The organism is Vagococcus sp. 211 (assembly GCF_056322705.1).
On record NZ_CM150475.1, the window covers coordinates 2,225,088 to 2,248,353 of the forward strand.

Sequence of the window (23,266 nt, forward strand, 5' to 3'; positions counted from 1 at the left end):
ATCATTATACGTGACTTTGTTTCATAAAGCAAGAAAAAACTGAGCCTTTTTACAGGATCAGTTTCTTTATGTTTTATTCTTCTGTTGTTTCTGGTGTTTCTACTGACTCATTTGCACTATCAGAAGTCATCTCTTCTTCTATGCTTTCTTCCTCTTCTGATAACACTTTGGCCATGGTTGACACAATGGCATCATCTTCTAAACGGATCAGTCGAACCCCTTGTGTGGCACGTCCTGTTTGAGACACTGTGTCCACATCAAAACGGATGATAACCCCTTTATTAGTAATCAACATAATGTCTTCTTCACCATTAACAGTGGTTAAACCAGTTAAAGGACCATTTTTCTCAGTAATGTTAACGGTTTTAATCCCTTTACCGCCACGACCCTTAACAGGATATTCAGACGCTTTTGTTCGCTTGCCATATCCTTTTTCAGTAATCACTAAGACTTCGCTTTCTTCAGCTAATACGTCCATTCCAATAACAATATCGCCTTCACGTAAACGAATCCCTCTCACTCCAGAAGCTGTACGGCCCATTGAACGAACCGCCTCTTCTTTGAAGGTCACAGAATAACCATTGCGTGTTCCGATGATAATCGTATCATCTCCATTTGTTAAGGACACATTGATTAGCGTATCCCCTTCACGCATACCAATCGCTTTCAATCCGTTCGTACGAATATTCGCAAATTCCGTCACTGACGTACGTTTTACTGTTCCTAAACGTGTCGTAAAGAATAGGTATTGATCGTCTTGTGCGGTGCCTGCTACATTGATAATAGCTTCAATGCTTTCTGCTGAATCAATCCCCAGTAAGTTAATCACAGGGATTCCTTTGGCGGTACGGCCATATTCAGGAATTTCATACCCTTTCGCACGGAAGACTTTACCTGTGTCTGTAAAGAATAATAACGTATCATGGGTTGAGCATGAAATCAGATTTTCTACGAAATCATCATCATGAACGCCCATTCCTTGAACACCACGTCCCCCACGATTTTGTGTTCTGAATTCTGTACTTGGAAGACGTTTCACATAACCATTATGAGTCAATGTGATGACCACATCTTCCTCTTCGATTAAGTCCTCGTCCTCTAAGCTCAAGACTTCGCCCACTAATAACTCCGTGCGTCGTTCGTCATTGTACTTACGTTTCACTTCGTCGACTTCTTCAGAAATAATAGCCAAGATACGGTCATGATTACCTAAAATGTCTTTCAAATCAGCAATTAAAACAAGTAATTCTTGGTATTCTTTCTCAATCTTGTCTCGCTCTAACCCTGTTAAGCGACGTAAACGCATGTCTAAAATCGCTTGTGCTTGACGGTCAGATAACTCAAATCTTTCAATCAATGAGGCTTTGGCCACATCATCTGACGCAGAGGAACGAATCGTATGGATAATCTCATCGATATGATCCAAAGCAATACGTAACCCTTCTAAGATATGAGCACGCGCTTCGGCTTTTTGTTTATCAAATTCCGTTCGACGGTAAATAACTTCTTCTTGATGCTCTAAATAATATTCTAAAATAGATTTTAAGCCCAATACTTTTGGCACACCTTTAACAATGGCCAGCATATTGAAACCAAAACTTGTTTGAAGAGAGGTTAATTTGTACAAGTTGTTTAAAACAACCGCAGCACTCACGTCACGTCTCACTTCAATCACAATACGCATCCCTTCACGAGACGACTCATCTCTTAAGTCAGTAATGCCTTCAATGCGTTTTTCTCGGTGTAAATCAGCAATACGTTCTACCAATTTTGCCTTGTTTACCATGTAAGGAATTTCGGTCACAATAATGCGTTCTTTACCATTCTTCATTTCATCAATATGCACTTTAGCACGAACAATAATCTTGCCTTTACCGGTTTCATAAGCACGACGAATACCAGATTTACCCATAACTAGTCCACCTGTTGGGAAGTCTGGTCCAGGTAAAGCTTCCATTAAGTCTGCTGTCGTCGCATCAGGATTGTCCATTAATACTTTTAACGCATCAATCACTTCTCCTAAGTTATGAGGTGGGATATTGGTGGCCATCCCAACAGCGATTCCTGTTGTTCCGTTAACTAAAAGGTTAGGGAAACGTGCGGGTAAAACTTCTGGTTCTCGCTCCGTTTCATCGTAGTTATTTTGGAAGTTAACCGTGTTTTTATTGATATCACGTAACATTTCAATCGCAATTTTACTCATACGAGCTTCTGTATAACGCATAGCAGCCGCACCGTCACCATCGACAGAACCAAAGTTACCATGGCCATCGACCAACATTTGGCGGAAGCTAAAGGGTTGTGCCATTCTTACCATTGACTCATAAATAGCGCTATCCCCATGAGGATGGTATTTCCCCATAACATCCCCAACAATACGGGCTGATTTTTTATGTGCTTTATCCGGTGTAACACCCATTTCGTTCATCCCATATAAAATACGGCGATGAACGGGTTTTAAACCATCTCTAACGTCAGGTAAGGCACGAGAAACAATAACACTCATTGCGTAATCAATAAATGAGTCTTCCATCTCTTGTGTCAGATTGACATCTATAATATTTTCTCTTATATCCTCAGACATGAATGATTCTCCTTCGTCCTAATTAAATATCTAAATTTTTAACATAGTGAGCATTGGCTTCAATAAATTCGCGACGAGGTTCTACTCTATCCCCCATCAACATATCAAAGACAGCATCAGCTTTCATTGCGTCTTCTACTGTGACACGCAATAAGGTTCTGTTTTCTGGATCCATGGTTGTCTCCCATAATTGATGATCATCCATCTCGCCAAGACCTTTGTATCGTTGAATGCTTGGTTTTGGTGTAGCTGGTAAATCTTCTACTGCTTGGGCCAAGCGTTCTTCTGAGTCTTTTCCAGGTTGAATATAAGTAATATTCTTCCCTTGCTTCACGCCGTACAACGGTGGTTGTGCAATGTAGACATACCCGGCTTCTACCACTGGACGCATGTAACGATAAAAGAGCGTTAATAATAAGGTTCTGATATGAGCCCCATCCACGTCCGCATCCGTCATAATAATTAATTTATGGTAACGCGCTTTGGTTACATCAAAATCATCGCCAAAACCTGTTCCCATTGCAGTAAATAACGAACGGATTTCTTGGTTAGCTAATATTTTTTCCATGCTGGCTTTTTCAACGTTTAAAATCTTCCCTCGAATAGGTAAAATGGCTTGATATTTACGGTCACGCCCTGTTTTGGCAGAACCACCGGCCGAATCTCCCTCGACGATATAAATTTCACAACGCTCTGGGTCTTTACTTGAGCAATCGGCTAATTTACCAGGTAAACTACTGATCTCAAGTGCGCCTTTACGTCTTGTTACTTCACGAGCTCGCTTAGCTGCAAGTCTTGCTTTTGATGCCAAAATCCCTTTTTCAACTACTTTTTTAGCCGTTTCTGGGTTTTCTAATAAAAATTTATTAAAGGCTTCTGAGAATAGTCGGTCTGTTACCGTTCTAACTTCTGAGTTACCTAATTTGGTTTTCGTTTGGCCTTCAAACTGAGGCTCTGGATGCTTAATAGAGATAACTGCTGTGATTCCTTCACGTACGTCTTCTCCACTTAGGTTCTCATCGTTCTCTTTTAATATTTTTTGCTTTTTAGCATAATCGTTGATGACACGAGTCAAGGCAGATCTAAACCCAAATTCATGGGTCCCCCCCTCATAAGTATGGATATTATTCGCAAAACTTAACAGGTTGGTATGGTAACCATCCGTGTACTGTAAGGCAACCTCTACAGAAATACCTTGTTGCTCTCCTTCTGTGAAAATAGGTTCATCAAATAACACGGTTTTCTTCTCATTTAAAAATTGAACGTAGCTTTGAATCCCACCTTCATAATGGAACTCTTCGTATTTTTCTTGCCCTTCACGCTTATCTTCAATGCTAATTTTCAAGCCGCGATTTAAAAAGGCTAATTCACGGATTCTGACAGCTAATGTGTCATAGTCAAAAATAACTGTTTCTTTAAAAATACCTGGGTCAGGTGAAAAGTTAACTTCTGTCCCATTATGACTTGTTTCTCCAATGACTTTTAAATCTGCCACGACTTTACCATAAGCAAATTCTTGAAAATAGTTTTGACCATCTTTATGGACATTTACTTTTAGACGTTGAGACAATGCATTTACTACAGAAGAGCCTACACCATGTAGTCCCCCTGATACTTTATAACCGCCACCGCCAAATTTACCTCCGGCATGTAGGATAGTAAACACGGTTTCCACAGCTGGACGTCCGGTTTTAGCTTGAAGTCCTACTGGAATACCACGACCGTTATCTAATACGGTAATACTATTATCTTGTTCCATCATGACATTAATTTCAGTACAATAACCGGCCAATGCCTCATCAATTGAGTTATCGACAATTTCCCAGACTAAATGGTGCAAGCCTTGAGGACCGGTAGATCCTATATACATACCTGGACGTTTTCTAACGGCTTCTAGTCCTTCTAAAACTTGAATCTGACTGGCATCGTATTCTTGATGTTTTTCAGTGTTGTTGATTTCTTCTGACACGTTAATCACAATTCCTTTCTACCATCCCACTAGAAATATTAAAAATAGTTGGTTCTATCGTTAATTTGTTTTCTAAATGCGTTAAACTTGTTGTTGTTAAAAATGTTTGCAATTTATTTTCAATGAATTCCATTAAATGAACTTGTCTTTCATCATCCAGCTCACTTAACACATCATCCAATAACAAAATCGGGTACTCCCCTATTTCATCATTAATCAATTCAATTTCAGCTAATTTAACACTCAATGCTGTGGTTCTTTGTTGCCCCTGAGATCCATAAGTTTGGACGTTTTGTCCATTCACAAAAAATAATATATCATCTCTGTGAGGCCCTACAGACGTTGTTTGTTGCTGTAAATCTCTTGGTTCGCTTTGCTTCAACTCATTGACATATGTTTCATAAATTGCATCTCTTGTCATGGTATTATCCACGCTTAATTGTGTTTTATAAGTCATCGTTAATACTTCTTTGTTAAAAGAAATTTTTTGATGAATGGTGTTTGCCCATCCTTCTAATTTTTCAATAAATTGAAGCCTATAATACAAAACAAAACTCGCAGCTTGTGCCAGTTGTTCGGATAAAACATCTAAATAAACGGGATCTTTGGAGTGACTGAAGGCAATTTTTTTCAAATACTGGTTTCGTTGTTTTAAAACCGTTTGAAACATACTTAGGTTGTGAAGATACTGCGGGTTAATTTGACCAATTTCCATGTCTAAAAACTTCCGGCGATGTTGTGGTGACCCTTTGACGATGGATAAATCTTCAGGTGCAAATAAAATAACATTTAATGTTCCAATATAATCGCTTAATTTTCTTTGTTCTAGCCCATTGATTTTGGTTTTCTTGCCCTTATTGGAAAGAATCATCGTTAAATCAAGTGAGCTGGCTTTTTTTTCTAAATGACCTTCAATGCGAGCAAATTCTTGTTCCCATTGAATCCATTCTTTCTCATTACTGCTGCGATGACTTCTAGCAAATGATAATAAGTAAATACTTTCTAATAAATTCGTTTTCCCTTGAGCATTTTCACCTAAAAAAATATTTAATTTAGGTGAAAATGACAGAGACATTTCATCGTAATTACGATAATTCGTCAATGAAATATTAGTCAGCAGCATTCAATGAATCCTTGTTTTCCTCTTTTTTAGCCATAAAAAAAGTACCTACTTCAGGTATTTCAATCATCATCTCTGCATATAATTTTCTTCCGCGGCGATTTTCTGGTTCGCCATCTACAAAAATAGTGTGCTCTTGTAGATACCATTTAGCCATTCCTCCACTAGAAATGACATCAACTTCTTTTAGAAACTGTCCCAATGTCATGTATTCCGTTTTCAGTAGGAAAGTTTTTTTCATAATGTTTCACCTACTCTTTTCAATAGTTTGAGTGGTTCTATTATACCTTTTTTAAGGCCTAAAAACAAATAATCTTTCATAAGAGCAATTTATACGCGATTTGAACCAAAAGAGACATTTTTATCGTTTCTTCCCTTAAATTCCTTAAACAGTAAAAAAAGAGATATTAGCATAAAAAAAAGTTACCTCTTATAAAGGTAACTTTTCATAAATAATCATAGATTAATTGGTTCTAACAGGTGTGATTAACTGAATAAAATTAATTTCTTCGTCTTTTGGTTGTAGCGTAAAGGGACGAATAGGTGAAATAAACTTGATAGTCACATCAATGTTTCCAAAGGATTTTAGTGAATCTTTCATGTAATCCGGATTGAAAGAGATATCAATCGGCTCACCAGAGACTTTTTTAAAGCTTAAAGATTCTTCTACGTTCCCAATTTCTGGAGAGTTTCCGTAAATAGTAACTTGCTCTGAATCAATGGATAACTTAACGATATTATTACGACCTTCATGGGATAGTAAAGACGCACGGTCAATGGCAGCTAATAATTCAGGTACGTTAAAGTCAATTTCAGTATTGAAATTAGTTGGAATTAAACGTGCTGTATCAGGATAGTTCCCTTCAAGTAAACGAGAATAGAAATTCATGTTACTTGTTTTAAAGAGAACTTGGTTTTCCATGATATTCATCTCTACAACTTCGTCTTCGTCTTTAAATGAACGAGATAATTCTTGCAAACTTTTCGCAGGAATCACCACATCAAAATCATGATCGCTTTGTTCTAAATTGATGACACGTTGAGACAAACGATGACTATTGGTTGCAACGCCCATCAAGGCTCCTTGATTTAAGATGAAATGGACTCCTGTTAAAATAGGACGACTTTCTTGTAATGATGCTGCAAAAACCGTTTCGCTAATTAATTTATTTAACACACGAACCGGCAATTTTAATGATTTTTCATTATCCACAATTGGTAAGTGTGGATAGTTTTCAGGATTTAATCCGTTAACTTTAAATAAGGCTTTACCTGATGTAATCACTAATTGGTTGTTTTCGATCAGTTCTAAACTTAATGTTGTTTCTGGTAATTTACGAATAATCTCATTAAAGAAACGAGCTTGTAATACAATCGCCCCTGTTTTTTCAATCATCATGTTTGCTTTGTCATCTTCAACACTTAAAAAAGTTTCAATTGAGATGTCTGCATTACTACCAGTTAAGGTTAAACCTTCATTGGTTAAAACAATCTTTACTCCGGTTAAAATAGGAATGGTTGTTTTTCCAGAGATGGCTCTTTGAACGGTTGCTAATTCTTCTAAAAATGCACTCCGGTTTAGTGTGACTTTCATACTGATTCTCCTTTAAATTTATATAAATATATATAGTAATAGTAGTAGGTCCTGTTAGTACTGTGGATAAAGTATTTGAGTATAGATAAATAAAGAGAAAATAGCTGTTAATAACATGTGGATAAGTCGAGGGTTACTTTTTTAGTTATCCACAGTTAGTTTAGCAGCATATTTTTGATATCTTCTATTTCTTTTTGAATGGTCGGATCTGTTTCTGTCAGTTGCTGAATTTTTTCATGAGCATGAATCACAGTCGTGTGATCTTTCCCTCCAAATTCAGCTCCGATTTTTGGTAATGAATTATCTGTCATTTCTCTGGAAAGATACATGGCAATTTGTCTAGGAACAACGATGGATTTTACTCGTTTTTTTCCTTTTAAATCTTTGAGTTGTAAATGGTAATACTTACAGACTTCTTCTTGAATTAATAAAATAGATAATTCATTTTTTCGAGTAGCAGGTTTTAAACTCTTCAAAGCATCTGCTGCTAAGCTAGTTGTAATGTCTTGTCCATTCATTGTCGCAAAAGCTTGAACTCTAACGAGAGCTCCCTCAAGTTCACGAATATTCGAATCAATTTGTCCTGCAATATATGATAGAGTATCGTCTGGAATTTCTAACCCTTCAGCATCTGCTTTCTTCCTTAAAATCGCAATACGAGTTTCTAAGTCAGGCGGGGTGATATCAACGGATAAGCCCCAAGCGAAACGCGATACCAAACGTTCTTGTAGTTTTGGTATTTCATTAGGTAATCGGTCACTGGTTAAGACGATTTGGCGACCATCTTGATAAAGTGTATTAAAGGTATGGAAAAACTCTTCTTGTGTTCCTTCTTTGTCCGCAAAAAATTGAATATCATCTACAAGTAATAAGTCAACGCTTCGATATTCTCTTCTAAAAGCCTCAGATGTACTGTTCTTGATAGAGTTAATAAAATCATTAGCAAATGTTTCGCTGGTAACGTATTTGATTTTGGCATCTGGTTGATTTGTCAACATTTGATGCCCAATGGCGTGCATGAGATGGGTTTTACCTAAACCAACGCCACCATAGAAAAACAAAGGATTGTAAGTGGCTCCAGGATCTTCAGATACAACAAGCGCTGCGGCATGTGCCATCTGATTTCCTTTACCAATAACAAAGGTATCAAAAGTGTATTTACTATTTAATAAAGCTTTTTTACTATTTTGTTTAACAATATCAGGTAGTTCAGTTTGTCGGATGTTGTCTTTTTTTTCTGGTTCAGCTTGTTCATTCTGAATAATGAAGATGGGAGTAACTTCTTCTCCTGTTAATTTGAAACCAGTCTCAACAATTTTACTAGCAAGATTTTTTTCCCAATAGTCTTGGTGAAGTTGTGAAGGTACTTCAATTGTTAATAAGTTATTCACTAAACTGATTGGTTTTGCTTGTTCAATCCACGCATTAAAGCTAGGGGGTGTTAACAATTTTCGGTACGTCTCCTCTAACTCTGTCCAAATATAATCAATATTGGGCATAAGTATCCTCCTTAATTTTTAGATTCTTGTCTATTCTAGCATTAATTTAAAAAGTTTTCCACTGATTTTTATCATTGTGGATAACAAGTTAACATAAGTGGATAAAAGTTATGAACAAGCAAAAAATTAATGTGCATAAGTTAAAAAGTTTAGAAAAAATAAACAAAGTTATCAACAACTAAGAAGGTTGTTAAATAAAAGCTAGCAGACGTTGTTAACAACTTTTTGGTTAGTTGTGTATAACTTTTATACCCCTTGTTAACTTGTTGATAACTCGAAAATAACTTAAGGAGAACTTTTTTTTATTATTTTTCAATTCACAGCAATGTGGAATTAAAATTAAGGGTGTGGATAACTATTTTATAAGAACCTTTCCATAAGAGCTTGACAAAACTATCATTTTCTTTGTATAATGTCATAGTCTGTCTAAGTGATTTTTTTTAGAAAGCATATTTAAGTTTTAGGAGGTGGATTGAATGAAAAGAACATATCAACCAAAAAAACGTAAACGTCAAAAAGTTCATGGTTTCCGTAAACGTATGAGCACTAAGAACGGTCGTCGTGTGGTAGCATCAAGACGTCGTAAAGGAAGAAAAGTATTAGCAGCATAAATCACTGAATCTAAGGGTCAGTGATTTTTTTTTGTAAAAGAGAGAAAAAGATCATGACTTTATGCTATTATTGACTTAATATTGGTCAATAAAAATAAAATTTAAAGGGATGTAGTATGAAAAAGTCCTATCGTATTAAAAAAGAGAAAGAGTTTCAACACATCATGGAGAAGAGGCAGTCTTTTGCCAATCGAAATTTTGTTGTGTACGTAGCTGAAAATCCTAACAACCAGCATTTCAGAGTTGGCCTATCCGTAGGAAAAAAAGTCGGGAACGCTGTGATGCGTAATAGAATCAAACGTTTAATAAGACAAGGTCTATTTGAAATGAAAGCTGAAATAAAGCCTCACTATAATATTGTTTTAATTGCTAGGCCTAATATTGTTAACTTGAGTTTTGAAGAAGTTAAGAAGAACTTACAACATGTTTTTAAATTAGCGAATTTAATAGAAGTAAGAGAGGTTCATAATAGTGAAGAATAAGAAAAAGTGGCTGTTATTATTAAGTATGTTTATGCTAGTTTTTGTTTTAACCGGGTGCGGTACTGGAACTGTCGATAGTTCAAGTACAGGCTTCTGGGATCGCTATGTTGTTTATTATTTTGGGGAAGCCATCAAGTTACTTTCATTTAAAGGGAATAAAGGGTTAGGTATTATCCTATTCACCTTGATTGTTCGCTTGTTACTGATGCCTTTAATGAATTATCAAATGAAGAGCATGCGTAAAACGCAAGAGTTACAACCAAAATTAAAAGAATTACAACAACAATATAGCTCAAAAGATGCTGACACAGTTCGCAAGTTACAAGAAGAGCAACAACGTCTTTATAATGAGAACGGTGTCAATCCTTTATCGGGCTGTTTACCAATGCTCGTTCAATTACCTATTATGATGGCTGTTTGGCAATCTATTTCTAGAGTGCCTGAGTTAACACAAGGTCATTTCTTATGGTTAGAACTAGGGGTAGCAGACCCAACTTATGTATTGCCAGTTTTAGCGGCAATCTTTACTTTTATCAGTACAAAATTAACATCAATGAGTCAAGCGGCAGACACTCCAAACGCGATGAAATCAATGACTTATGTGATGCCATTGATGATTCTCTTTATGGGGGTTAAATTGGCCAGTGGGTTATCTCTGTACTGGGTAGTTTCAAATGCATTCCAAGTGGTTCAAACATTAATCATCAATAATCCTTATGCTATTAAACAAGAACGCGAAGCTGAAGAGCAACGCAAGCGTGATCTAGAGAGAGCGCTACGTAAAGCGAACATGTCTAATAAGAAAAGAAAATAGAGAATAAACGATGAGGGGAGTTCGTATCATGCAACAATTTACAGGTGAGACAGTTGAACAAGCAATTGAAAAAGGGCTAACGGCACTGAAAATTGCTCGTTCAGATGCGGATATTCAAGTAGTTGAAGAAGGTAAAAAAGGGTTTCTTGGTTTAGGTAAAAGAGAAGCAGTTGTTTCTATAACACCACAAAATAAACCAGAACCTGTTGTATCTATGGAAGAAGCAATCGTGGAAGACGTCGTTGATGTTGTAGAGCCGTCAGTAAGAGTGAATACCTCAGAAAATAGTGAACCTACTAAACTTTCTGATGAAGAAGCTATTACTGCTTTGGCTGTATTCCTTACAGATATGACGAGAGACATGGGGATCCCTGCTATGGTTAAGCTTGAGAGAACTCCGAATCGTGTGGTTTACCACTTAGAAACATCTAAAAAAGGGGCCTTGATTGGCAAACACGGTGCTGTACTTAATGCGATTCAGTATATTGCGCAAGTTTATATTCATCGTATTGCTAAGAACCGTATTGCTATCATGGTTAATGTGGGTGATTACCGGGAACGCCGTGAATCAATCATCAACCGCTTGTCTTACCAAGCGGTGCGTCAAGTCAAGGAGACAGGGCAACCTGTATTCTTAGAACCGATGCCAGCCTTTGAAAGAAAACAAGTGCATCATATCATTTCTCAAGAAGATGATATAACAACGCATTCTGAGGGGAACGAACCTCATCGCTATTTAGTGGTTGAATTAAAATAATATTTAAAGATTGAAGCAGATTCATCTGCTTCTTTTTTTATTCTAAAAAAATCGCCTACACTGATTAGATAAGTAACCAGTGTAGGCGTCCTTTTTTAGGTTGATTTCAAACGTTTAAAAGATCTCTCTGCTTTACCGGTGTGTAACTGCCAGGTATGCCAGAAAACAAATAGTAAGGAAATCATAAAGTTGAAAATGCCCCATTTATTTAGGAATTCGGGATTAAACCAAGTCGTAGAATTCATAACAGTTGGAAATAAATCAGGTATAAGTGCACGTAGTAGTAAGTGTGTTGCTAAGGTATAGACACGAGCAATAACGTATAATTCTGGTCTTTTTTTTATGATAGGATAAAGTTCTGCAGCAAGTAAAATACATAAGGAACTCGCGAAGAAGGTTGCTCCCTCTGCGTAAACAAAAGCAGCATTCCAAGTGGTGTATAGAAAATTCCACATAATAGTTGTATAAACGAGTAAATCGCCATTCGGTTTATTTTCAATATCCCAATATTTTGGAGCGTAAGGGATTGTTAAACAAAGAATAAAACCAGCAAAGGCATTGAAATAATTACCCATTTGTAAGTCTTTCATTGTTGCTTCGAAAATATTTAAAAATAAAATACCATAGAGGAACCAGAGCATCCAGTTTTTTCTAAGAGATACCCAAAAAGTTCCTAATTTTTGATCTGCAAAAGAAACACGTGAAAAACCTAACAAGATAGTCGGCAAAATAACACTTAAAATTTTAACCCATCTAAACCAGCCAGAAACACCACCACTCATAATCCATATTGGAAATGTCAGTAGAGTTGCTAACCAAAACCAACTAGCGAAACGATAATTCTTTCTCATAAATTCGACAATGAGCATTAACACAATGATATAAATTCCCATGGTGAATACATACTGAATAAGTGAACCGCCCATACTAAACCACTCCTTTTTTATATTCTATTATTCTTTCATTATATCAGAATAACTAACACATATATTGAATTAGTATATAAAATAAATAAATATTGAAAGTAAATAATATCACTGCATGCACTTAAATTAGAAATTAACCTTTTTTTATTTCAAAAAATTGTTAATAGGAGCAGATTGTGTTATCATTTCAATGAAATATTAATCAGATAGCAGTCAAAGTGCGTATCTACCCATTGTGCTGACAAGGGGTGGAGTGGGCACTTTTTTATATGCTTAAAAATAAGAAAGCAGGTTGAGAAACGGTGAATATAACCAAAGAATTTGATACCATTGCGGCCATTTCAACACCACCAGGAGAAGGAGCAATTAGTATTGTTCGTTTAAGTGGTGAGGATGCGGTTGTGATCGCTGATCGTGTAGCAAATTATCAAAAAAAATCATTGCTTGATGTAGACAGTCATACGATTCATTATGGGCATGTAAAAGATCCGGAGCAAGATTTTGTTTTAGATGAAGTGATGTATTCTGTCATGCTAGCACCTAAGACATTTACACGAGAAAATATTGTTGAAATTAATTGTCATGGTGGTATGGTCGTAGCCAATCAAGTTCTCCAACTATTATTGAGACAAGGGGCAAGACTTGCTGAACCTGGTGAATTTACCAAACGCGCTTTCCTAAATGGTCGTATGGATTTGTCGCAAGCAGAAGCGGTTATGGACCTAATACAAGCGAAGACAGATGAGTCTATGCAACTTGCTTTGAGCCAATTGGATGGCCAATTATCAGTGATGATCAGGGCCTTGCGTCAAGACATACTGGAAGCTTTGGCACAAGTTGAGGTTAACATTGATTATCCAGAGTACGACGATGTGGAAGAAGTCACCACACGTATTATGATGGAAAAAGCAGACAGTGTTCGTACAGATATCGCCAAACTCTTACAAACAGCGAAACAAGGGAAAATTTTAAGAGAAGGGTTATCGACAGCCATTATAGGACGACCTAATGTTGGGAAGTCTAGCTTACTTAACTACTTATTAAGAGAAGATAAAGCCATCGTGACAGATATCGCAGGAACCACCCGTGATGTGATTGAAGAATTTGTTAATGTCCGGGGAGTTCCATTGAAATTAATTGATACAGCGGGTATTCGAGATACAGAAGATACGGTTGAAAAAATTGGTGTGGAGCGGAGTCGTAAAGCATTAGGCGAAGCAGATTTAATTTTACTTGTGTTAAATCAAAGCGAAGCATTGACAGAGATGGACAAAGAATTGCTGGAGATTACTAAAGACTCACATCGTATTATTTTGCTCAACAAAATGGATTTAGAGACAAAGCTTGATCACACCGAATTACGTCGTCTTATTGGCGAAACAGATGTTGTCTTGTCCATTTCAGTGACATCAAGCAAAGGCATTGAAGAATTAGAACAACAAATCAAGGATACCTTCTTTGTTAACAGTGGTAATGGCAAAGATGCAACGTACATTTCTAATTCTCGCCACATTGCCTTATTAGAAGAAGCTGATCGCTCACTTAAAGAGGTGATGACAGGTCTTGATGCAGGGATGCCTGTTGATTTGGTTCAAATTGATATGACCCGTGCGTGGGATATTTTAGGTGAAATTATTGGAGACAGCGTTCAAGATGAATTAATTACCCAGTTATTTAGCCAGTTTTGTTTAGGGAAATAGAGAGGAAGTTATTATGATAGAAACATATGATTATGATGTCATCGTTGTTGGTGGCGGACATGCAGGTTCTGAGGCAGCGTTGTCATCAGCTCGCATGGGAATGAATACCTTATTAGTCACATTAAATTTAGATATTATTGGTTTTATGCCATGTAACCCATCAATTGGTGGACCGGCAAAAGGCGTTGTTGTTCGAGAAATTGATGCATTAGGTGGCGAGATGGGGCGTAACATTGATAAAACTTACATCCAAATGCGTATGCTTAATACTGGGAAAGGGCCAGCTGTTAGAGCCTTACGTGCCCAAGCAGATAAATATGCCTACCAAAATGAGTTGAAAAAAACCTTGGAAGAGACGGAAAATTTAACGATCAAACAAGGGATTGTTGAAAAACTAATCGTGGAAGACGATGTGTGCCAAGGTGTGGTAGTAAACACAGGAACATCTTACACAAGTAAAGCAGTGATTATCACAGCAGGAACGGCTTTACGTGGCGAAATTATTATTGGAGATTTGAAATATTCTTCAGGGCCTAATAATTCGTTACCAGCTGTTGGTTTGGCTGACAACTTAAAAGAGATTGGTCTTGAGATTGATCGCTTCAAAACGGGGACTCCGCCACGTGTTAAAGCAAGCACCATTAATTATGATAAGACAGAAGAGCAACCTGGAGATATCACACCTAACCATTTTAGTTTTAGTAGTTTAGATGAAGCTTATAAACAAGAACAATTGTCTTGTTGGTTAACGTATACGAATTTGGATACACACAGCGTGATTCGTGAGAATTTACACCGTGCTCCAATGTTTACCGGAATTGTTGAAGGGGTGGGAGCGAGATATTGTCCGTCTATCGAAGACAAAATCGTTCGCTTTAGTGATAAACCACGTCATCAAATTTTCTTAGAACCAGAAGGAGCTAACACAGAAGAAGTCTATGTTCAGGGACTATCAACGTCTTTACCAGAAGATGTACAGCGTGAGATGGTTAAAAGTGTTGAAGGCTTAGAAGAGGCTGAAATTATGAGAAGTGGGTATGCTATTGAGTATGATGTTGTCTTACCTCATCAATTAAAACCAACCCTTGAAACCATGAAAATCACAGGCCTTTATACAGCAGGTCAAACCAATGGGACGTCTGGTTACGAAGAAGCTGCCTGTCAAGGTCTAATAGCAGGGATCAATGCTAGTTTGAAAATTCAAGGAAAAGACCCACTTGTATTAAAGAGAAGTGATGCGTATATTGGTGTCTTGATTGATGATTTAGTAACCAAAGGAACCAATGAGCCGTATCGTTTATTAACCTCTCGTGCGGAGTACCGATTATTATTGAGACATGATAACGCGGACTTACGTCTGACAGAAACGGGTCATGACATTGGCTTAGTTGACGAAGCCTCTTACGCAGAGTACTTGGAGAAAAAAGAAGCCGTACTAGCTGAATTGGACCGTTTATCTCGCACTCGTTTGAAACCAACAAAAGAACTTCAGGCACATTTGGAAGATAAGCAATCAGCCACATTAAAAGATGGTATTTTGGCGGGGGATTTATTAAGACGACCAGAATTAGGGTATGCAGATATTGCTGCCTTCATTCCTGAACCAGAACAACCATTATCTCGATATGTGATTGAACAAGTTGAAATCCAAATCAAGTATGAAGGTTATATCAAAAAAGCACTGGACAAAGTAGACAAATTAAAACGTATGGAAGCCAAAAAAATTCCAGAAAACATTGACTACAAAGCAGTTAATAGCTTAGCAACAGAAGCGGTTCAAAAATTAGAAAAAATACGACCAACAACGATTGCTCAAGCCAGTCGTATCAGTGGTGTCAACCCATCGGATATTAGTATATTGATGGTCTATATTGAACAAGGGCGCATTGCTAAAATTAAATAAAAATGTTTCACGTGAAACATTTTGAAAGAGGTATAGGTGGTAGAGTCTGAAAAGGCAACTATCACCTATACCTTTTTAATCTTTTTAGGTCGAGAAAAAAAGACTAGCTATGTTATAATGGAAACATTATATTAAGAAATTTAGGAGAGTTGTCATGGGAAAAGGGAAGGGTATAAAGAAGGAACACCTCGTGATTGTTTGCTTTGTTTTTGCTATTATGTTAATTAGTACATTGATTATAGTAACGACCAAACAAGAAAAACAAAAGGTAGCTTATGAAGCTGCTGTACATCAGGAAACGGTGAAAAAGCGCGAGGAAGAAAACAAAAAAACATACAAAACAGTGGCCTTAACTTTTGATGATGGGCCAAGAAAAGGAACAACAGACGTGTTGTTAGATACCTTGAAGTCTGAGGAGATTAAAGGGACGTTTTTTGTTGTAGGAACTCAAGTGGAGAATGAGCCAGAATTATTGCAGCGCATGGTTAAAGAAGGGCACGTGGTAGGAAGTCACTCTTACCAACACAAGAATTTAGTGAAGATGCCGCTAACAGAGCTTACAAAAGACAGTCAAAAAATGGAAGATATTTTCCAACAGACCATTCAACAGCCTGTAAGATATGTCCGTCCACCTTACGGGGCGACTAACAAAGTAGTAAACAAAACACTACTCTTACCAAGCATTCAGTGGTCAGTGGATTCAAAAGACTGGGTATCAAGAGATGAGAAGGCCATTGTGAAGCAGATTAAAGAAAATATCTTTGATGGAGCGATTGTCTTAATGCATGATATCCACCCAGAAACGGTTGCTGCTGTTCCTACGGTTATCAATGAACTACGTAATGATGGGTATGAATTTGTGACGATTGATGACATGTTTCAACTGTCACAAGTGCCGATGAATTATTACAGTCGTTTTAATATCAAGAGAATCTAAAAAATTCTAATCTTTTATGATTAGAATTTTTTTAATTGGTTGGATTTTCTAGGATAATTGGTTGCAGTTTCAAAGGAGATAAGATAAAGTTAAGGTACTTGTGAAACATTTTTGTTTCACGACAAGGAGGACAACATGAACCCAGAATTATTTAGAAAAGAATTAGCCTTAAAAGGCATTGAATTATCAGACAAACAAATGAAACAATTTGATCTATACTTACAATTATTAGTAGAGTGGAATCAGAAAATAAACTTAACAGCGATAACAGAACCGGAAGAAGTGTATTTAAAACATTTTTATGATTCTATTACGTTATCATTTACAACAGATTTAACGAATCCAGGTTGTCAGCTATGTGATGTGGGATCGGGTGCAGGGTTTCCAAGTATTCCGTTAAAAATTGTTTACCCACACTTGTCGATTACGATTGTTGACTCGCTTAATAAACGCATTAATTTCTTAAAATTGCTAGCAGATACATTAGAGTTAACAGACGTTCATTTATTTCATGACAGAGCGGAAGATTTTGGTCAAAACCCTAATTTTAGAGCGAGTTATGATGTGGTGACAGCTCGCGCAGTGGCACGTTTAAATGTGTTAAACGAATTATGCCTTCCTTTAGTAAAAAAAGGCGGACATTTTTTAGCTCTTAAAGCAGCAAAAAGCGAAGAAGAATTAGCAGAGGCTAAAAAATCCATTGCGGTTTTAGGTGGTAAATTGGGCAATGAAGTGGATGTATCCTTACCCATCACGCAAGACACTCGCTACATTATTGATATCGAAAAAGTGAAGGAAACACCGAATAAATACCCAAGAAAACCAGGTATACCAAATAAGAAACCGTTGAAATAAACGAAGAGTTACCGAATGAGTCGCTTAGACAAAACAATAACATTATTGGAGGGAACGAACGTGGCAAGGATTATATCAGTAGCAAATCAAAAAGGTGGCGTAGGGAAGACGACGACCACTGTTAATTTAGGTGCCTGTCTCGCTCAAGCAGGCAAAAAAGTATTACTGATTGATATGGATGCTCAAGGCAATGCCACAAGTGGTATTGGTATTAAAAAATCAGATGTTTCTAAAGATGTTTATGATGTATTGGTCAATGAACATCCCATGAAAGATGTGGTCCATGCAACCAATCGTGACGATTTGAGTATTGTTCCAGCAACCATTCAATTATCAGGAGCAGAAATCGAGCTAACGGCTATGATGGCGCGGGAGTCACGCTTGAAGTTAGCAATCAAAGAAATCGAACAGGATTATGATTATATTTTAATTGATTGCCCACCGTCTTTAGGGCACTTGACGATTAATTCATTTACAGCCAGTGATTCTATTTTAATTCCTGTGCAATGTGAGTATTATGCATTAGAAGGGTTAAGCCAGTTACTTAATACCGTACGTCTTGTTCAAAAACATTTCAATCCAGAATTACGGATTGAAGGGGTATTATTGACGATGTACGATGCTAGAACTAATTTAGGCTCAGAAGTTGTGGAAGAAGTACGTAAGTATTTTAGAGAACGTGTCTATGACACCATTATCCCAAGAAACGTCAGGTTATCAGAAGCACCAAGTCATGGGCAAGCCATTATTGATTACGATCCCCGCTCAAAAGGCGCTGAATATTATCAAGCACTAGCAAAGGAAGTGATGCATCGTGAGCAAAACGAATAAAAGTTTAGGCCAGGGATTGAATGCGTTGTTTCAAGACTTCTCCAAAATAGAAGAAGTGGACATTAAGACAGAAAAGATATTAGAGTTACCTCTAACAGAATTACGTCCTAATCCCTACCAACCTCGCAAAACCTTCGATGATAAAGCCTTGTCAGAATTAGCCTCATCCATTCAACAATCAGGGGTATTCCAACCCATTATTGTCAGAGAATCAGCCATGAAAGGCTATGAAATCATTGCAGGAGAACGCAGGTTCAGAGCGTCCAAACTAGCAGGAAAGAAAACCATTCCTGCCATTGTGAGAGAATTCGATGAAGCAAGCATGATGCAAGTGGCAGTATTAGAAAACTTGCAAAGGGAAGATTTGAACCCAATGGAAGAAGCGGAAGCTTATGATATGTTGATGAAAAACTTGAAATTAACGCAAGTGGAACTATCAGAGCAACTGGGCAAAAGCCGTCCTTATATTGCGAATTACTTGCGCTTGTTAACCTTACCTAAAGTGGTCAAAGATTTGGTTCAAAAAGAATCCTTATCTATGGGACAAGCAAGGACCTTGTTGGGCTTAAAAGACAGTAAAGACATTATCGTTCTGGCTAACCGTGCATTAAAGGAAAGCCTAACGGTGAGACAATTAGAGCAGATTGTAACAGAGATGAACGAAACGTCTCTACCTAAGAGCAAGGACCGGGGAAAGAAAGAAGCAGTGAAAAAACCGTATTATATCACAGCAAGTGAAGATTCATTAAGAAACAAGCTAGGAACGGCGGTTGTCATCAAAGAAAAGGCCGGTAAAGGAAAAATCGAGATTGATTATTTATCTGAAAAAGATTTAACCCGTATATTAGATATTCTAGAAATTCAACTAGATGATGAATAAGAGAAAGCCCTTTGCAGACTTCTTATAAAAAAGAAGACCCAAAGAGGGAATTATGTTAAGATATAGCGTGTATTCATTGTGTTAAACAACCTTCAAAAGATAAGAAAAGAGTGAGAGCAAAATGTATGATTTAGGCGATATTGTTGAAATGAAAAAACCACACGCCTGTCAGACCAATCGATGGGAAATCGTTCGTATGGGAATGGATATCAAAATAAAATGTGTGAATTGCCAACATATTGTGATGCTTCCTCGTCGAGAGTTTGATAAGAAAATGAAAAAAGTAGTCGAAAAAAAGGAACAGTAATTAACTAAAAGATCAAAGAAAGAGTGAGAAATATATGTCATTAACAGCCGGAATTGTGGGCTTACCAAACGTAGGAAAATCAACATTATTTAATGCTATTACAAAAGCAGGAGTGGAAGCAGCTAACTATCCTTTCGCAACCATCGATCCAAACGTTGGGATGGTAGAAGTACCAGACGTTCGTCTAACAGAATTAACTAAATTGGTTCAACCGAAAAAAACAGTCCCAGCAACGTTTGAATTTACAGATATCGCAGGAATTGTAAAGGGTGCAAGTAAAGGTGAAGGGTTAGGAAATAAATTCCTAAGTAACATTCGCCAAGTAGATGCCATCTGTCATGTGGTTCGTTGTTTTGATGATGAGAACATTACCCATGTTGAAGGGCGAGTAAACCCATTAGAAGATATCGAAATTATCAACTTAGAATTAATTTTTGCTGACCTTGAGTCTGTAGACAAACGTCTAACTCGTGTGGCAAAAATTGCTAAAACAAAAGACAAAGAAGCTGTGGCAGAATTAGCTGTCTTAGAAAAAATTAAACCCGTATTAGAAGAAGGGAAATCAGCTAGAACGATTGACTTCTCAGATGAGGAGCTACCTATTGTTAAAGGCTTATTCTTATTAACAACTAAACCTGTGCTTTATGTGGCAAACGTTGCCGAAGACGAAGTGGCAGATGAAGATGGTAATGAGTACGTTCAACAAGTGAAAGCTTTCGCAACAAGTGAAAATGCAGAAGTTATTACGATTTGTGCTCGTGCTGAAGAAGAAATCGCAGAATTAGACGATGAAGATAAAGTGGAATTCTTAGAAGCTTTAGGTATTGAAGAGTCAGGTTTAGATAAATTAATTCGTGCAGCCTACCACTTATTAGGGTTTGCGACTTACTTTACAGCAGGTGTACAAGAAGTACGTGCTTGGACCTTTAAAAATGGCATGAAAGCTCCTCAATGTGCGGGTGTGATTCATACGGACTTTGAAAAAGGTTTTATCCGTGCAGAAACAGTGTCTTACGACGACTTAAAAGAGCATGGTAACATGGCAGCAGCAAAAGAAGCAGGTCGTGTCCGTTTAGAAGGTAAAGAATACGTGGTAGCAGATGGAGACGTTATGCTATTCCGTTTTAACGTCTAGAGAAAGAGGTTGTCCATTATGGCTGAAGAGCAAACAGTAGAAGAATTACAACAAAAAGTCGCTGAAAGTCGACAATTAGAAAAAGAATTAACCAAGAAAAACGATCAATTTATTTTTGATGTGAAAAAATTATTAGCAGAGGCAACCATTGACGAAGCTAAAAAAGTAACAGCCCTACATAGTATGTTAACAGAGCTTGTGGCGGGACAAAAAACAGGAGCGACGGCGAAACAATTATACGGCACACCAACAGAAGCCGCATTTGCGATTGTCAATGCGCCAGAACCAGAACCAGAATTAACTTTTTGGCGCGTGTGGTTAGATAACAGTTTATTACTTCTTATCTTCCTATCGGCTATTACAGGGTTGCTTGCTTTATTAACGAATCAAGCAACAACAACGCAAGGAATTATGAGTATTATTGTTGGCGCGCTATCAGGAGGCTTCTCATTCTATCTGATCTACCGCTACATTTATATTTATGACTTACCAGGAGCAGACGTGAGCAAACGTCCTGGTTTACTAAAAACAGGATGGATTATGGCACTTTGCTTTATTCCATGGTTCTTAATCTTTGCATTTGCTGCGTTTATTCCAGAAGTAGTGAACCCAAAAGTGAGCCCATTTATCGCAATTGCCCTAGGTGGAGGAACTTACTTCCTACGCCGCTGGCTACAAAAAAATCATGGTCTAAGAGGGACTATGTTCATGAGACGTTAAAACAAGGTAAATCTAATCATAGAATATGGTTAGATTTACCTTTATTTGTTACACAATGATTGACGAATCGTGATTTATTTGATAAGTTGTTAAGTAAAAATAAAATAAGGGAGTGCTATTTTTTAATGTCAAATTGGGAAACGAAATTTCAAAAAAAAGGGTACACATTTGATGATGTTCTATTAATACCAGCAGAAAGCCATGTGTTACCACATGATGTGGATCTATCGATTGAGCTGGCACCAAACTTAAAACTAAACATCCCTATGATGAGTGCGAGTATGGATACTGTCACAGACAGTAAAATGGCGATTGCTATGGCACGTCAAGGTGGCCTTGGTGTCATTCATAAAAACATGAGCATTGAACAACAAAGAGATGAAGTGAAAAAAGTAAAACGTTCTGAGAGTGGCGTTATTATTGATCCATTTTTCTTAACACCTGACCACCGAGTGGCAGATGCTGAAGCATTAATGGCGAAATACCGTATCAGTGGCGTACCGATTGTTGAAACATTAGAAAATAGAAAACTAGTTGGTATTTTAACCAACCGTGACTTACGTTTTGTCACAGACATGCAATTATTTATTAAAGAAGTGATGACCAAAGATAACTTGGTCACAGCACCAGTTGGAACGTCTTTAAAAGATGCTGAAAATATTTTACAACAACATAAAATTGAAAAATTACCAATCGTTGATGAAACCGGTCGTTTAAGTGGCTTGATTACGATTAAAGACATTGAAAAAGTGATTGAATTCCCAAATGCTGCTAAAGATGAACATGGTCGTTTACTTGTTGCAGCAGCAGTAGGCGTAACAAGTGACACGTTTGACCGTGCGGGGGCTTTAATTGAAGCCGGTGTTGATGCTTTAATTATTGATACTGCTCATGGCCATAGTGCTGGAGTGATTCGTAAAATCAAAGAAATCCGTGAGACGTTCCCTAACGTGACATTAATTGCCGGTAACGTAGCAACTGCTGAAGCAACACGTGACCTTTATGATGTGGGTGTAGATGTTGTCAAAGTTGGTATTGGACCTGGTTCAATTTGTACCACACGTGTGGTTGCCGGTGTTGGGGTTCCTCAACTAACAGCCATCTATGATGCAGCAAGCGTGGCTCGTGAATATGGTAAGACAATCATTGCCGATGGTGGCATTAAATATTCTGGAGACATCGTTAAAGCGTTAGCTGCTGGAGGCCATGTAGTAATGCTTGGCTCTATGCTAGCAGGAACAGATGAATCACCAGGTGAATTCGAGATTTATCAAGGCCGTCGATTTAAAACATACCGTGGTATGGGTTCTCTTGGTGCAATGGAAAAAGGGTCAAGCGATCGTTACTTCCAAAGCTCAGTGAATGAAGCGAACAAATTAGTACCAGAAGGAATTGAAGGCCGTGTAGCTTATAAAGGAAGCGTTCAAGATATTATCTTCCAAATGCTTGGTGGATTACGTTCTGGTATGGGTTATGTTGGAGCAGGTAACTTAAAAGAGTTACGCGATAACGCCCAATTTATCCAAATGAGTGGGGCAGGATTAAAAGAATCTCACCCTCATGACGTTCAAATTACAAAAGAAGCACCTAACTATTCTATTGAATCATAAAACAACAAAAAAAGAGGTAACCCAATGGGTTA

The 23,266-nt window shown here is 37.4% G+C and carries 21 protein-coding genes; 14 read left to right on the forward strand and 7 right to left on the reverse strand.

Translation table 11 applies throughout. The features are described 5' to 3' along the window. Positions 1-73: 73 nt before the first annotated feature. From gyrA to dnaA, 6 genes are all read right to left on the reverse strand, one after another. Complete coding sequence (gene gyrA / locus ACVWM0_RS10610) at positions 74-2,584, reverse strand: DNA gyrase subunit A (protein WP_476472589.1); 2,511 nt, start codon at positions 2,582-2,584, stop codon at positions 74-76. Between the two features lie 22 nt (positions 2,585-2,606). Next, the gene (gene gyrB, locus ACVWM0_RS10615; RefSeq protein WP_476472590.1) at positions 2,607-4,553 is read right to left on the reverse strand and encodes a DNA topoisomerase (ATP-hydrolyzing) subunit B; all 1,947 of its coding nucleotides are present in this window, start codon (positions 4,551-4,553) and stop codon (positions 2,607-2,609) included. Between the two features lies 1 nt (position 4,554). Next, positions 4,555-5,676 (reverse strand): DNA replication/repair protein RecF, encoded by a 1,122-nt coding sequence (gene recF, locus ACVWM0_RS10620; protein WP_476472591.1) that lies wholly within the window; start codon positions 5,674-5,676, stop codon positions 4,555-4,557. Continuing rightward, positions 5,663-5,914: a S4 domain-containing protein YaaA gene (yaaA, locus tag ACVWM0_RS10625; RefSeq protein WP_476472592.1), complete on the reverse strand. Its 252-nt coding sequence runs from the start codon at positions 5,912-5,914 to the stop codon at positions 5,663-5,665. Before yaaA ends, recF begins: the two co-directional genes overlap by 14 nt. Before the next feature lie 222 nt (positions 5,915-6,136). Beyond that, on the reverse strand, positions 6,137-7,267 hold the full coding sequence (dnaN, locus tag ACVWM0_RS10630; protein WP_476472593.1) for a DNA polymerase III subunit beta: 1,131 nt from the start codon (positions 7,265-7,267) through the stop codon (positions 6,137-6,139). 155 nt (positions 7,268-7,422) lie between these two features. Beyond that, entirely contained in the window at positions 7,423-8,766 is a 1,344-nt protein-coding gene (gene dnaA / locus ACVWM0_RS10635) for a chromosomal replication initiator protein DnaA (RefSeq protein ID WP_476472594.1), read from the reverse strand. A gap of 476 nt (positions 8,767-9,242) precedes the next feature. Here dnaA and rpmH point away from each other — a divergent pair, with 476 nt between their 5' ends. The 4 genes from rpmH (at position 9,243) to jag (ending at position 11,430) form a co-directional block, all read left to right on the forward strand. Further along, positions 9,243-9,377: a 50S ribosomal protein L34 gene (gene rpmH, locus ACVWM0_RS10640; protein WP_086952559.1), complete on the forward strand. Its 135-nt coding sequence runs from the start codon at positions 9,243-9,245 to the stop codon at positions 9,375-9,377. A gap of 116 nt (positions 9,378-9,493) precedes the next feature. Further along, a complete protein-coding gene (gene rnpA / locus ACVWM0_RS10645) occupies positions 9,494-9,859 on the forward strand; it encodes a ribonuclease P protein component (RefSeq protein ID WP_476472595.1) in 366 nt (121 codons plus the stop codon). 25 nt (positions 9,860-9,884) lie between these two features. Next, positions 9,885-10,673: a YidC/Oxa1 family membrane protein insertase gene (locus ACVWM0_RS10650; RefSeq protein WP_476473709.1), complete on the forward strand. Its 789-nt coding sequence runs from the start codon at positions 9,885-9,887 to the stop codon at positions 10,671-10,673. Positions 10,674-10,701: 28 nt separating this feature from the next. After that, positions 10,702-11,430, forward strand: coding sequence for an RNA-binding cell elongation regulator Jag/EloR (jag, locus tag ACVWM0_RS10655; RefSeq protein WP_476472596.1), 729 nt, complete (start codon positions 10,702-10,704; stop codon positions 11,428-11,430). Positions 11,431-11,525: 95 nt separating this feature from the next. On the opposite strand, the gene ACVWM0_RS10660 is transcribed toward jag, so the two are convergent. Further along, a complete protein-coding gene (locus ACVWM0_RS10660; protein ID WP_476472597.1) occupies positions 11,526-12,356 on the reverse strand; it encodes a hypothetical protein in 831 nt (276 codons plus the stop codon). A gap of 302 nt (positions 12,357-12,658) precedes the next feature. Between ACVWM0_RS10660 and mnmE the strand changes: the two genes are divergently transcribed. From mnmE to guaB, 10 genes are all read left to right on the forward strand, one after another. Continuing rightward, on the forward strand, positions 12,659-14,056 hold the full coding sequence (gene mnmE / locus ACVWM0_RS10665; RefSeq protein WP_476472598.1) for a tRNA uridine-5-carboxymethylaminomethyl(34) synthesis GTPase MnmE: 1,398 nt from the start codon (positions 12,659-12,661) through the stop codon (positions 14,054-14,056). 13 nt (positions 14,057-14,069) lie between these two features. Next, complete coding sequence (mnmG, locus tag ACVWM0_RS10670) at positions 14,070-15,959, forward strand: tRNA uridine-5-carboxymethylaminomethyl(34) synthesis enzyme MnmG (protein ID WP_476472599.1); 1,890 nt, start codon at positions 14,070-14,072, stop codon at positions 15,957-15,959. A 154-nt stretch (positions 15,960-16,113) separates the two neighbouring features. Further along, on the forward strand, positions 16,114-16,896 hold the full coding sequence (locus ACVWM0_RS10675) for a polysaccharide deacetylase family protein (protein WP_476472600.1): 783 nt from the start codon (positions 16,114-16,116) through the stop codon (positions 16,894-16,896). A 135-nt stretch (positions 16,897-17,031) separates the two neighbouring features. Further along, positions 17,032-17,751, forward strand: coding sequence for a 16S rRNA (guanine(527)-N(7))-methyltransferase RsmG (gene rsmG, locus ACVWM0_RS10680; protein ID WP_476472601.1), 720 nt, complete (start codon positions 17,032-17,034; stop codon positions 17,749-17,751). A gap of 60 nt (positions 17,752-17,811) precedes the next feature. Further along, entirely contained in the window at positions 17,812-18,582 is a 771-nt protein-coding gene (locus ACVWM0_RS10685) for a ParA family protein (RefSeq protein WP_476472602.1), read from the forward strand. Next, on the forward strand, positions 18,566-19,462 hold the full coding sequence (locus tag ACVWM0_RS10690) for a ParB/RepB/Spo0J family partition protein (protein ID WP_476472603.1): 897 nt from the start codon (positions 18,566-18,568) through the stop codon (positions 19,460-19,462). Before ACVWM0_RS10685 ends, ACVWM0_RS10690 begins: the two co-directional genes overlap by 17 nt. 121 nt (positions 19,463-19,583) lie before the next feature. Next, positions 19,584-19,769, forward strand: a complete 186-nt coding sequence (locus ACVWM0_RS10695; protein ID WP_476472604.1) for a DUF951 domain-containing protein — start codon at positions 19,584-19,586, stop codon at positions 19,767-19,769. 34 nt (positions 19,770-19,803) lie between these two features. Beyond that, positions 19,804-20,904, forward strand: a complete 1,101-nt coding sequence (ychF, locus tag ACVWM0_RS10700; protein WP_476472605.1) for a redox-regulated ATPase YchF — start codon at positions 19,804-19,806, stop codon at positions 20,902-20,904. 18 nt (positions 20,905-20,922) lie between these two features. After that, positions 20,923-21,624, forward strand: a complete 702-nt coding sequence (locus ACVWM0_RS10705; RefSeq protein WP_476472606.1) for a DUF1129 domain-containing protein — start codon at positions 20,923-20,925, stop codon at positions 21,622-21,624. A gap of 125 nt (positions 21,625-21,749) precedes the next feature. Next, positions 21,750-23,234, forward strand: a complete 1,485-nt coding sequence (gene guaB / locus ACVWM0_RS10710) for an IMP dehydrogenase (protein WP_476472607.1) — start codon at positions 21,750-21,752, stop codon at positions 23,232-23,234. The last annotated feature ends 32 nt before the right edge of the window (positions 23,235-23,266 follow it).